12 protein-coding genes are annotated in these 11,564 nt (G+C 64.4%); 3 read left to right on the top strand and 9 right to left on the bottom strand.

Features of this window, described 5'->3' with window-relative positions; genetic code table 11:
* Nucleotides 1–11 precede the first annotated feature (11 nt).
* On the top strand, nucleotides 12–413 hold the full coding sequence (locus tag VK804_RS12915; protein ID WP_325371202.1) for a GFA family protein: 402 nt from the start codon (nucleotides 12–14) through the stop codon (nucleotides 411–413).
* A 281-nt stretch (nucleotides 414–694) separates the two neighbouring features.
* Here VK804_RS12915 and VK804_RS12910 read toward each other — a convergent pair whose 3' ends face one another.
* From VK804_RS12910 to VK804_RS12875, 8 genes are all read right to left on the bottom strand, one after another.
* On the bottom strand, nucleotides 695–901 hold the full coding sequence (locus VK804_RS12910; protein WP_325371201.1) for a DUF6494 family protein: 207 nt from the start codon (nucleotides 899–901) through the stop codon (nucleotides 695–697).
* A gap of 15 nt (nucleotides 902–916) precedes the next feature.
* Nucleotides 917–1,186, bottom strand: a complete 270-nt coding sequence (locus VK804_RS12905; RefSeq protein WP_325371200.1) for a hypothetical protein — start codon at nucleotides 1,184–1,186, stop codon at nucleotides 917–919.
* Between the two features lie 319 nt (nucleotides 1,187–1,505).
* The gene (locus VK804_RS12900) at nucleotides 1,506–3,413 is read right to left on the bottom strand and encodes a propionyl-CoA synthetase (protein ID WP_325371199.1); all 1,908 of its coding nucleotides are present in this window, start codon (nucleotides 3,411–3,413) and stop codon (nucleotides 1,506–1,508) included.
* A 232-nt stretch (nucleotides 3,414–3,645) separates the two neighbouring features.
* Nucleotides 3,646–4,398, bottom strand: a complete 753-nt coding sequence (locus VK804_RS12895; RefSeq protein WP_325371262.1) for a tetratricopeptide repeat protein — start codon at nucleotides 4,396–4,398, stop codon at nucleotides 3,646–3,648.
* A gap of 97 nt (nucleotides 4,399–4,495) precedes the next feature.
* Nucleotides 4,496–5,296, bottom strand: coding sequence for a glucose 1-dehydrogenase (locus VK804_RS12890; protein WP_325371198.1), 801 nt, complete (start codon nucleotides 5,294–5,296; stop codon nucleotides 4,496–4,498).
* A gap of 103 nt (nucleotides 5,297–5,399) precedes the next feature.
* A complete protein-coding gene (locus VK804_RS12885) occupies nucleotides 5,400–5,771 on the bottom strand; it encodes a DUF1850 domain-containing protein (RefSeq protein ID WP_325371197.1) in 372 nt (123 codons plus the stop codon).
* A complete protein-coding gene (locus VK804_RS12880; RefSeq protein ID WP_325371196.1) occupies nucleotides 5,768–7,876 on the bottom strand; it encodes a TRAP transporter permease in 2,109 nt (702 codons plus the stop codon). Before VK804_RS12880 ends, VK804_RS12885 begins: the two co-directional genes overlap by 4 nt.
* A gap of 156 nt (nucleotides 7,877–8,032) precedes the next feature.
* Nucleotides 8,033–8,983 (bottom strand): TAXI family TRAP transporter solute-binding subunit, encoded by a 951-nt coding sequence (locus VK804_RS12875; RefSeq protein WP_325371195.1) that lies wholly within the window; start codon nucleotides 8,981–8,983, stop codon nucleotides 8,033–8,035.
* A gap of 189 nt (nucleotides 8,984–9,172) precedes the next feature.
* Here VK804_RS12875 and VK804_RS12870 point away from each other — a divergent pair, with 189 nt between their 5' ends.
* Nucleotides 9,173–10,411, top strand: a complete 1,239-nt coding sequence (locus VK804_RS12870) for an MFS transporter (RefSeq protein WP_325371194.1) — start codon at nucleotides 9,173–9,175, stop codon at nucleotides 10,409–10,411.
* A 24-nt stretch (nucleotides 10,412–10,435) separates the two neighbouring features.
* Here VK804_RS12870 and VK804_RS12865 read toward each other — a convergent pair whose 3' ends face one another.
* A complete protein-coding gene (locus VK804_RS12865; RefSeq protein ID WP_414642771.1) occupies nucleotides 10,436–10,915 on the bottom strand; it encodes a hypothetical protein in 480 nt (159 codons plus the stop codon).
* A 215-nt stretch (nucleotides 10,916–11,130) separates the two neighbouring features.
* Between VK804_RS12865 and VK804_RS12860 the strand changes: the two genes are divergently transcribed.
* On the top strand, nucleotides 11,131–11,433 hold the full coding sequence (locus VK804_RS12860; RefSeq protein ID WP_325371261.1) for a hypothetical protein: 303 nt from the start codon (nucleotides 11,131–11,133) through the stop codon (nucleotides 11,431–11,433).
* The last annotated feature ends 131 nt before the right edge of the window (nucleotides 11,434–11,564 follow it).

Here is an 11,564-nt window from a genome sequence, read left to right as displayed (position 1 = left end):
GGGACGTTCCGATGGCCGACGCCAGATGCAGCTGCGGTGCCGTCACGCTCTCGCTTCCAGACGAACCATCCAGGATCATCATTGCCTGCCACTGCATCGACTGCCAGCGCCGAACCGGCGCGCCATTCGGCGTCGGCGCCTACTACCCCGCCGAGGCTGTCATCATCTCGGGAACATCAAAGGAATTCACGCACGCCGCCGCAAGCGGCGGCAACATCCATAACTATTTTTGCCCCCAGTGTGGCTCAACGGTCTACTGGAAACTCAGCAATTTTCCCGCGCTGGTCGCCGTTGCCCTCGGCGCGATGGCAGATCCAAAATACCCCGCCCCCGGCAGATCGGTGTTTGAGCGGACCAAACATGACTGGGTTCAGATTGAGGATGTCGTTGAGCCGACGATGCGTTCGCAATGATCCATGGGTGAGGAGATGTAGCGCGCGTTTTTTCCCTTCTCCCTTTGTGGGAGAAGGTGGCGCGGACTTTAGTCCGCGCCGGATGAGGGGTCTCTATCGGCAGGTTCGGTGCTAATCGCGGAATTCGGTGTTCGCGGAGAGAACCCCTCACCGGTCTGCGATGCTGCGCATCCATAGCCGATGCAATGCATCGGCGTCTTGTTTAAGGATGGCGGCCGAAGGCCGCCTATGCACCCTCTCCCGCAAGGGGAGAGGGGAAGAAAGAACGCGCCGCGCCTTATTTAACCAAGTTCGATCTCGTCCATGATCTCGTGCGTCAGGCTGACGCCGCCGACGGTCAGGACCATTTTCGCCGGCAGCTTCTCGTGGCCCTTCAGCCGGCCGTCCGCGATCGCCTCGCGCACCGCGATCTCGATTTCGCGTTGCGAGGTGATGCCGACCTTTTTCAGGAATCGGCGCAGGCTGGTGTTGAAGACGTCTTCGTTCATGATAGCCCTCGTGGCTCAGGGGTGGACCGGATTGTTCAGCATGTATTCGCCGAGGTCGCGCTGCTTGCGGTCGCTTCGCGCTGCGGCGGCGTCGCGCTGGACGTCGCGGTCCTTGCGGCAGGCGATATAGGCCGAGGAGCCGGGCGCGACATTGTTGGCGCGGCAGAAGGTGTCGTCGTCCTGGTCGAGGGTGGAGACCCGGGTCGGGCTGCCGGATGCGCAGGCGGAGAGGGCCAGGGCTGCGAGTACGACCGCCGCGTATCGTTTTGCCGAGTTCAGTTGCATGCGAATCCCGTCGATTGAACCCTCATAATGTCATTGCCGGGCTTCCGCCTTCGCCAAGGCTTCGGCGGACCAGCCCCGAGGATCCGGCGAAGCCTAGGTATACACGGGTGACCCGGCAATCCATCAAAATCAAGGCATTCTTTCAAGTGTGATGGATGCCCGAGTCAAGCCCGGGCATGACGACGGAGTCGTCATTGCGAGGAGCCCTTGCGACGAAGCAATCCATTCTTTCTTTCCGCGGAGAGATGGATTGCTTCGCGGAGCCCGTCATCGGGCGCGCATTCGCGCGACCCGTTGGCTCGCAATGACGGTGAGGCGATCACACCCTCCCCTTCAGCGCCTCGCCGATTTCGTCGAGCACCTTCGGGTCCTCGATGGTGGCGGGCATCGTCCAGGCCTCGCCGTCGGCGATCTTCTTGATGGTGCCGCGCAGGATTTTTCCGGAGCGCGTCTTCGGCAGGCGGCCGACGGTGATGGCGAGCTTGAAGGCGGCGACGGGCCCGAGTTTTTCGCGCACCAGGGCCACGATCTCCTTTTCGATCTCGATCGGCTTTTTGGTCACGCCGGCCTTCAGCACCAGGAAACCGCAGGGTACTTCGCCCTTGATCGAATCCTTGATGCCGAGCACGGCGCATTCGGCGACGTCGGGATGACCAGCGAGAATCTCCTCCATGCCGCCGGTGGACAACCGGTGGCCGGCGACGTTGATGATGTCATCGGTGCGGCCCATCACGAAGACATAGCCGTCCTCGTCGATATAGCCGGCGTCGGAGGTTTTGTAGTAGCCGGGGAACTCGTTGAAATAGGCTTCGCGGCAGCGCTCGTCCTGCTCCCACAGGGTCGGCAGGCAGCCCGGCGGCATCGGCAGTTTGATCACGATCGAACCCATGGTGCCCGCGGGCAACGGCCTTGAGGCCTCGTCCACCACCTCGACCCGATAGCCCGGCATCGGCACCGTCGGCGAGCCGTGCTTGACGGGCAGCATCCCCAGCCCCACCGGATTGCCGGCGATGCACCAGCCGGTTTCGGTCTGCCACCAATGGTCGATCACAGGCACCTTCAACTGCTGCTCCGCCCATTCCACCGTCGGCGGGTCGGCGCGCTCGCCGGCCAGGAACAACGTGCGGAATTTCGACAGGTCGTATTCGCGGATGAAGGTGCCTTCCGGATCCTCCTTGCGGATGGCGCGGAACGCGGTCGGCGCGGTGAAGAAGGCGACTGCCTTGTGCTGCGAGATCACCCGCCAGAACGCGCCGGCATCGGGCGTGCCGATCGGCTTGCCCTCGTACATGATCGAGGTCGCGCCATGGATCAGCGGGCCGTAGATGATGTAGCTGTGGCCGACCACCCAGCCGATATCGGAGCCGCACCACCACACCTCGCCTGGCTTGACGCCATAGAGATTGAACATCGACCATTTCAACGCGACCAGATGTCCGCCATTGTCGCGCACCACGCCCTTCGGTTTTCCCGTGGTGCCCGAAGTGTAGAGGATATAGAGCGGATCGGTCGCAAGCACCGGCACGCAGGGCGCCTTCTTGCCGGCCGCGATGGCCTTGCTGCGCAAGTCGGCCCAGTCATGGTCGCGGCCCGCGATCAATTCGCAAGCCTCTCGCGGCCGCTGCAGAATGATGCAGGCTTCCGGCTTCACGCTGGAAAGTCTGATGGCCTCGTCCAGCAGCGGCTTGTACTGCACGATGCGGCCGGGCTCGAGCCCGCAGCTCGCCGAGAAGATCAGCTTCGGCTTGGCGTCCTCGATCCGGGTCGCAAGCTCTTTCGCGGCAAAGCCGCCGAACACCACGCTGTGCACCGCGCCGATCCGCGCGCAGGCCAGCATCGCGATCATGGCCTCCGGCACCATCGGCATATAGAGGATGACGCGGTCGCCCTTGGCGACGCCGAAGTCGGTCATGACGGCGGCGAGCGTCTGCACCTCGGCGAGCATTTCCGAATAGGTGTAGGTCGTCACGGCATTGGCGAGCGGCGAATCATGGATCAGCGCGGCCTGGTTGCCGCGGCCGGCCGCGACCTGGCGGTCGAGCGCATTGTAGCAGGTGTTGACCACGGCGCCGGGAAACCAGCGGCCGTAGAGGCCCAGCGACGGATCGAACACCTTCTTCGCCGGCTCGATCCAGTCGATCTCGCGCGCCGCCTCACCCCAGAAGGCCAAGGGATCGGCGAGCGAGCGGGCATGGATTTCGTGATAGCGGCTGCTCTGGATGTTCATGGCGTACTCCCGCTGGTGATCCATCCACCGTCGTGCCCGGCCCTGTGCCGGGCATCCACGTCTTTTGCAGTTCATCAGCGAAGCAAGACGTGGATGGCCGGGACAAGCCCGGCCATGACGTGGATCAAATTGGTCACATTTCGTTCGACATTGTGACCTGAAGCGGGGCGAGATCAAGCCGGAACAGCTTCACCTCTCCCTGCGGGAGAGGTGAAGGACCCGGCGGCGATGCTTAATACCGCTCGACCTCCAGCAGATGGTCCAGCCGCTCCCGCATCGCCTTTTGCAGATCGTAATCCGGCCGGCCGAAGGCGGCGGCGCGGCGGGCGATAAAATCCTCCTGCTGGCGCTGCAACTCCCGGCCCGCGCGCGGGCTGTCGGCGGTCGCCTCGCGGACCACCTTGGTATTCGCCGCGTTGATCTCGCGGTCGAGATTGGCCAACTCCGGACTGGCGCAGATCGCCTTTTCCACCGCGCGGCGGACGGTGGCACAATTGAAACTGGGCTTGCCGTAGACCGCCATCAGCGCGCCGAGACGCTCCAGCTCCTGGGCCAGCGATTTGTAATTGCCGCGCGCGGACGGATGGTTCGGGTCGAGCTTGATCGCGGCGCCGAAATCCGCCAGCGCCTTGGGCCGGTCGCCCTTTTTGCGCCAGAGTTCGCCGCGCGCATTGAAGATATCGGCCAGTTTCGGATCGAGCCGCAACACGGTGTCGTAGTCGGAAATGGCGCGGTCGATCTGATCCTTGCGCGCGAAGGCGGAAGCGCGCGCGATCAGCGCCTTGATGCGGTCGGGCGCTGGCGTCTTCTCGCTGTCGACCAGCGCGCCGCAGACGGCGATGACCTTGTCGTCGTCACCGGCTGCCGCCGCCGCGGCGCAGGGCACGGGATCGACTTGCGGATCGGTGGCGGGCTCGGCGGCCGCGGCGAAGGCGGCGCGCGAAAGCGCGGCGCACAGCACGAGAGCGATGATCACGTACCGCATTCGAAACATGAAACAGAACCGCAGCGAATTGTACATTGCGCTGCGATCGTATCGCAGTACCGCGGACATGTCGTCCCTGCGTTCGCAGGGACGACGGCTACGCCTTCAACGTCACCCCGCCGTCGACCACCAGTTCGATGCCGGTGACATATCGCGATTCGTCGGAGGCGAGAAACAGCGCCGCGTTGGCGACGTCCCAGGCTTCGCCCATATGGCCCATCGGCACCTGCGCGTCGCGCGCGCGCCACATCGCCTCGACGTCGCCCGCCGCGTAGCTTGCCGCCAGCCCCGCCGAATGCTCGACCATCGGGGTTTTCATCAGCCCCGGCAGGATCGTGTTCACCCTGACATGCTTCGATGCGAATTCCACCGCCGTGGTGCGCGTCATCTGGTTCATCGCGGCCTTGGAGGTGCCGTAGCTGACATAGGAGATGCCGAGATGGCGGATCGAGGCGATCGAGGAGATGTTGATGATCGAGCCGCCGCCTTGGCCCACCATCACGGGAATGACGTGCTTCATGGCGAGGAACGCGCTTTTGAGATTGACCGCGAAGACGCGGTCCCATTCGGCTTCGGAAACCTCGACCACGCTGCCCATCTCGGCGATGCCGACATTGTTGTCGAGCACGTCGATGCGGCCGTAGGTCTTCAAGCATGCCGCGACCATCGCCTCGACCTCGGCGGCGCGCGACACATCGGCGGTGAACGCGGTCGCGTGGCCGCCCTCGCCGGTGATGATCTTCACCGTCTCTTCGGCCGCGGCCGTGTTGCGATCGACGCAAAATACCTGCGCGCCCTCGCGCGCAAAGGTCACTGCGGTCGCCTTGCCGTTGCCCCAGCCCGGCCCGATCGAGCCCGCGCCGACCACCATGGCGATTTTTCCCTTGAGCCGATCCATCGAGTTTCTCCCTATTGTTGAATTCTTGTAGCCCGGATGGAGCCCTTGCGAAATCCGGGAAGCAACATGCCAAGTCCCGGATTACGCAAGCGCTCCATCCGGGCTACGGACATGCGCGCATCGTTGTGACATTCATCCCGACCGGATGCCCGAAAATCTCCGACAGCGTATGACAGCTTCCGCCGCTGCAGAGCCGCCATTCGCCGGCGGCGCCGGAATTGGCCAGCAGAACTTCCGGCATCGGCGCGCGCACAGGTCGCCACTGAAACCAGCCGTCGTCCAATAGCGCCTCCGGCGGCGGCTCCATGCCGGCGCCAAAGCCCTTGACCCGCGCCTGCGCCAGCTGCAGCCCGGCTGATGTGACGCGCCAGTCTTCCTGCCAGTCGGTCTTTTCGATCGAGTGCGTCCATACCAGCGTGAACGCTGCAACCGAGAGCATCTTCACCACACCGGCCGAGGCGAGGCAGAGGCTCACGCGGCGGCCGCGGCGGGGCGCGTCCTCAGTCGCCATTGCCGCAGCACGATGACGAGCGCGAGCAGGAATCCGGCGGTATCGCTGAAGGGAAAGTCGCCGAGCAGGCACAGCGCCGCGGCAAAGGCAACCAGCCGCTCGACCAGGGTCATCCGCACGAACAGGAAGCCGATCGCCACCATGCCGAACAGGCCGATCGCGACCAGCGCCTTGAGCGTCGCAAACGCCACCGCGCCGTAGAAGCCGAGTTGCGCCGCCATCGGGTCGCCGGCCTGCAGCATCAGCGCCGGCGAATAGACGAAGATGAAGGGAATCACATAGCCGGCGAGCGCGATCCGCATCGCCTCCCAGCCGATCTTGTCCGGGTTTTCCTTTGCGATCGGCGCCGCCGCCAGTGCCGCCAGCGCCACCGGCGGCGAGAGGTCGGCCATGATGCCGTAATAGAACGCGAACATGTGGCTCTCGATCAGCGGCACGCCGAGCTTGGCCAGCGCCGGTGCGGCGAGCGCGGCGGTGATGATGTAGGTCGGAATCGTCGGGATACCGGTGCCGAGCAGGATCGACAGCAGCATGGTCATGACCAGCGCCACGAACAGGCTTTTCGAGCCGAGCCCGATGATCCAGCCGCCGAAGATGGTGCCGACGCCGGTTTGCGACATCATGCCGATGATGGAGCCGACGATGGCGCAGGCGATGCCGACGGTGAGCGCGGTCTTGGCGCTGTCGGCGAGCGAATCGCGGCAGGCCGCAAGCGTCGCCCGGCCGCCGCGGGTGACCGCCGCCAGCACCACGAGAATGGCGACTAACCCGGCGACCGGAACGATGGTGAGCCCGCCATGCGATACCGCGGCAACCGCCAGCGCGAGCGAGATCCAGAACACGTAGCGGAACACGGGATTGGAGAAACCGAGCGTGATGCTGGCGCCGAGGATCAGCGCCACCGTCAGCGCCAGCCCCATGCTGCCGGCATAGAGCGGGGTAAAGCCTTCGAACAGCATGTAGACCAGCGCCGCAAGAGGCAGCGCCAGGTACCAGCGCGCCGTCAGCGCCTTCCAGGCACTGGGAATCTCCGATCTCTTCATCCCGACGAGGCCGTGCTTGCCGGCTTCGAGATGCACCATCCAGAACGCGGAGGCGAAATACAGGATCGCCGGGATCACCGCGGCCTTGACGATCACGGCGTAATCGACGCCCAGCGTCTCCGCCATGATGAAGGCGACCGCGCCCATCACCGGCGGCATGATCTGGCCGCCCATCGAGGCGGTGGCCTCAACGCCGGCGGCAAAGGCGCGGCGATAGCCGAACTTGATCATCAAGGGAATCGTGAACTGGCCGACGGTAACGACATTGGCGACGCCCGAGCCCGAGATCGTTCCCATCATGCCCGAGGCAAACACCGCGACCTTGGCGGGTCCGCCGCGGGTGCCGCCGAACAGGCCGAGCGAGACCTCGGTGAACAGCTGGATCATCCCGGCGTGCTCGAGGAACGAGCCGAACAGGATGAACAGGAAGATGTAGGTCGCGGAAACGTAGATCGGCACGCCGTAAAAGCCTTCGGTGCCGTAGGCGAGATGCGTGACGATCTGGTCGAAGCCATAGCCGCGATGGTTGAACGGCGCCGGCAGATACTGACCGAAGAACCAATAGAGGATGCAGGCGCCGCACATCAGCGGCAGCGCCAGGCCCATCAGCCGCCGCGCGCCTTCGAAGATCAGGATCGCTAGCAGGGTGCCGACCACCAGATCGAGCCGGGTCGGATCGCCGTCGCGCCCGATCAGGTCGGCGTAGAAGATCCACTGATAGAGCCCGCACAAAAATCCGGCGGCGCCGATCAGCCAGCCGGCGGCGCGGCCGGCATTGCCTTTGGCGGTGAAGTTGCCGACCAGGCCAAAGGTCATCAGGATCAGGAAGCCGACATGGACGCCGCGCACCACCTGGCTCGGCAGATAATTGAAGGCGGCGACATAGAGTTGAAAACCCGCGAACAGGATGCCGATCGCATAGGCGAGATGACCCCAGCCGCCCGGCCCAAAGCCTTCCGGAAAACCGTGTTCGAAATTGTCGAACGAAGCCTTGACGGGCGCGCCTGCGTCCACGGCCTGCAGCATTCCTGTCGTTCCCCCGAACGCCCAAATCAATTGACGTCTTATAACGCGGCCGCGCCGTTCGTTAATATACGAGGTGCGGGCCCGCGCTGCGTCCCCATCTTAAAACGATTCTCTTCAGGAAGAATGGCTGGCGCCATGGCATCCGAAATGCCAGGCTTATTTAATGAGGCCTTTTTCCTTGTAGTAGCGAATGGCGCCGGGGTGGAGCGGCACCGGACTTCCCATGGCCGCGTTTTCCAGCCTGATCTCCTTGCCGGCCGCATGCGCATTGGCCAGCTCGGAGAGCTGCTCGAAGATCAGCTTCGTCATCCGGTAGGCGAGATCGTCGGAGACCGCCGAACTGGTCACGAGATAATTGACGACGGCGGCGGTCGGCACGTCCTTGTCCTGGCCGGCATAGGTGCTGGCGGGGATCAGCACGGAGACGAAGGGCGGACCGATCCGGTCGACCACCTCCTTCGGCACCGCCACCACGGCGATGTCGGTCGAGGTCGAGAGATCCTTCAGCGAGGCGACCCCGAGGCCGGCCGATTGCAGCGTGGCGTCGAGCTGGCGGTTCTTCATCAGGTCGACGGATTCGGCGAACGGCAGATACTCGACCTTGCGGAGGTCCTTGTAGCTCAGTCCGGCGGCCGCCAGGATGGCGCGCGAATTGAGCTCGGTGCCCGACTTCGGCGCGCCGACCGAAAGACTCTTGCCCCTGAGGTCGGCGAGCGTCCTGATGCCGCTGTCGGCGGTGGCGACGATCTGGATGTAGTTGGGATAGATGGCGCCGATGGTGCGCAGCTTGTCGAGCTTCGACCTGAAGCCCGCCTCCTCGTCGCCCTCCCACGCCGCTTTCAGCGAATCGCCCAGTGTAAACGCGAGCTCGCCGCGACCCTGCTGCAGCAGGATCAGGTTCTCGACCGAGGCCTTGGTGGCCTGCACCTGGGTTTTGACGCCGGGTATCCCGTCGCCGAAGATTTTTCCGATCGCAACCCCGAGCGGGTAATAGACGCCGGAGGTGCCGCCGGTCAGCACATTGATGAAGGGCTGCGCCTCGGCTACCGGCGCCGACAGAATCGCCATGGCCGCCACGACGGCAACCCGCCTCGAAATCCCCCGCATTGCCCGTCCCCGATTTGGCCGGGAAATTGGACGGCGCGGTGCCTGCGGTCAACCCATTCGGCCGGCTAAAAAACAACCGCATCGACAAATAAGCGCTCGGCCGCACCGACCCAAAGATGGAACCCGCCTCGTTGGGCGCCGTTGAACCGGCGCCCGGCACGGAGGTTTTGCTTGCGGAAAGAGAGAGGCGTGGCTCGCGCGCTCGACGCGCTGAACTTCTTTCTCGCCGATGTCCGCGACGGTCTCGGGCCCTATCTCGCCATCTATCTCCTGACGGAACAAAAATGGGACCAGGGCTCGATTGGCCTCGTGATGTCGGTGGCAGCGCTGGCCGGCATTGCCGCGCAGACACCGGCCGGCGCGCTGATCGACCGCACCAGGGCCAAGCGCGCGCTGATGGTCGCGGCCGCAATCGCGGTGACCGCGGCCTGCCTGGCGCTGCCGCTGATCCACAGTTTCGAACTGGTGGCGGCGACGCAATCGCTGGCAGCCGCGGCGGCGTCGATTTTCGCGCCGGCGGTCGCGGCGGTGACGCTCGGCATCGTCGGCCCAAAAGCCTTCGCCGCGCGCATCGGCCGCAACGAGGCGTTCAACCATGCGGGCAATGCCACGGCCGCCGCGATCGCCGGGATCGCAGCCTATGTTTACGGTCCGATCGTGGTGTTCTGGCTGTTGGCCGCGATGGCCGTCGCCAGCGTGATCGCGACACTGTCGATTCCTGCGAACGCGATCGACCATCGCCTCGCGCGCGGCCTCGACGGCGCCGCGGATGGCCGCGGCGAAGGCGGCGACCAGCCGTCCGGATTCGCCGTGATGCTGGCCTGCAAGCCGCTTCTGATCTTCGCGATCTCAACCGTGCTGTTCCACTTCTCGAACGCGGCGATGCTGCCGCTGGTCGGCCAGAAACTGGCGCTGGTGAACCGCAACCTCGGCACCACGCTGATGTCGGTCTGCATCATCGCGGCGCAGATGGTGATGGTTCCGGTCGCCATGCTGGTCGGCCGCAAGGCCGACGACTGGGGCCGCAAGCCGATCTTTTCGGCAGCCCTTGCCGTGCTGGCGCTGCGCGGCGCGCTCTATCCGCTGTCCGACAACCCGTATTGGCTGGTGTCGGTGCAACTGCTCGACGGCGTCGGCGCCGGGATTTTCGGCGCGCTGTTTCCGCTTGTCGTAGCCGACCTCACCCGCGGCACCGGCCATTTCAATGTCAGCCAGGGCGCCATCGCCACCGCGACGGGGATCGGCGGCGCGCTGAGCGCCGCGGTCGCCGGTTATATCGTGGTGGGAGCCGGATACAGCGCGGCGTTTCTGACGCTCGCCGCGATCGCGGCGGGCGGATTGGCCCTGTTCGTCGCCATGATGCCCGAGACCGGACCGAACGCCCCCGTGCTTCGCGGGGGCGACCCTGCGCTTCGCCGCGTGCTGTGAGGTCGGGTCAACCCGGGCGAACGTTCACTGAAACGTCATGTCCACGCATTTCGAGACGTCGGAACCGATGCCGGGGGAAATGATGATGCAGCCGCGGACTTTCTGCGCCGTGGTGTCGCTGGCCCAGATCGCATAGCCGCCGGGACCGAAGAACGAATTGGTGTTCGGCGGCTCGGTCTCGGTGGCGTCGAAGTCGTAATTGGAGTCGGTATCGAAGATGCGCGGCTTCTTGCTGCAGCCGCCGTCGGCCTGGACGTTGAGCACTTCCTTGTTGTCGCGCGTCAGCGCCATGCTGACCTGGCAGCGGAAATATTCCGACGTCTTGGCGTTGAACACATAGGCGTAGGATTTGCAGGTCGCGGTGCTGAGCTTGCCCGGGGCGAGCCCGCGGCTGCAGGAAATCCGCTGGTTGTGGCTGAGCTTGAAATCGTCGGCCCGGGCAACGGAAACCAGCGTCGCCGCCGACAGCGCCACACCCAGACAGATTTTCATGACGTGGTTCATCCGAGTAATCCCTATGACGTATTTGCAAAGAACAGTTCCAGACCGAAACTGAACATAGTCGCGAAGCCGACGGCGGGAAATCCCAAAGTCTTGAACGACCCACACCGCGGCGCATCGCGTGGTCGTATTGACGGCTTCATGACGTTCGTGATTTGTTCAAAATGGGCAGGGACGCCGATGTCCTTTCGGACCATTTGCTGGGAGCAAGCAGGATGATGCGATTTTCGATCAAGATTCTGGTGACGGCCGCGGCGCTCGGCGCCTTGACGACGTCAGCGTTCGCGCAAGCCGCCACGCCCGAGCCCTGGGAGCTGAAGACGGACATGGGCTATGGCTACGGCAAGGACGGCAAGACCTTTGCCTACAAGATGGGGACCGATAATGCCGGCCTGCTCCTGAAGGGCGCCAAGAAGGTGCCCAAGGGCACGCTGTTCTTCGTGACCCAGAACGGACAGCTCTACATGCGAACCGCGCCGTATCTCGAAGGCGACGGCAAGTTCATGTTCGGGCCGGAGTGAGAGCAAGCTCCATCGTCGTCCCGGCGAAGGCCGGGACCTATAATCCGCGGCGGCCGTAAATAGAAAACGGCGTTGACGACATTGCCAAAACGAAAAGTCACGGCGTATGGGTCCCGGCCTTCGCCGGGACG

This window comes from Bradyrhizobium sp., from assembly GCF_035484855.1.
Taxonomy (GTDB): Bacteria; Pseudomonadota; Alphaproteobacteria; order Rhizobiales; family Xanthobacteraceae; genus Bradyrhizobium.
The sequence above is the reverse complement of the archived record's forward strand: the minus strand, read 5'-3'. Positions and strand labels throughout refer to the sequence as shown.

Coding starts and splice junctions, on each gene's coding strand:
- VK804_RS12905 (WP_325371200.1), bottom strand. CDS start 1,186: ATGCAACTGAACTCGGCAAAACGATACGCGGCGGTCGTACTCGCAGCC.
- VK804_RS12890 (WP_325371198.1), bottom strand. CDS start 5,296: ATGGATCGGCTCAAGGGAAAAATCGCCATGGTGGTCGGCGCGGGCTCG.
- VK804_RS12865 (WP_414642771.1), bottom strand. CDS start 10,915: ATGAACCACGTCATGAAAATCTGTCTGGGTGTGGCGCTGTCGGCGGCG.
- VK804_RS12875 (WP_325371195.1), bottom strand. CDS start 8,983: ATGCGGGGGATTTCGAGGCGGGTTGCCGTCGTGGCGGCCATGGCGATT.
- VK804_RS12900 (WP_325371199.1), bottom strand. CDS start 3,413: ATGAACATCCAGAGCAGCCGCTATCACGAAATCCATGCCCGCTCGCTC.
- VK804_RS12880 (WP_325371196.1), bottom strand. CDS start 7,876: ATGCTGCAGGCCGTGGACGCAGGCGCGCCCGTCAAGGCTTCGTTCGAC.
- VK804_RS12895 (WP_325371262.1), bottom strand. CDS start 4,398: ATGCGGTACGTGATCATCGCTCTCGTGCTGTGCGCCGCGCTTTCGCGC.
- VK804_RS12860 (WP_325371261.1), top strand. CDS start 11,131: ATGCGATTTTCGATCAAGATTCTGGTGACGGCCGCGGCGCTCGGCGCC.
- VK804_RS12910 (WP_325371201.1), bottom strand. CDS start 901: ATGAACGAAGACGTCTTCAACACCAGCCTGCGCCGATTCCTGAAAAAG.
- VK804_RS12915 (WP_325371202.1), top strand. CDS start 12: ATGGCCGACGCCAGATGCAGCTGCGGTGCCGTCACGCTCTCGCTTCCA.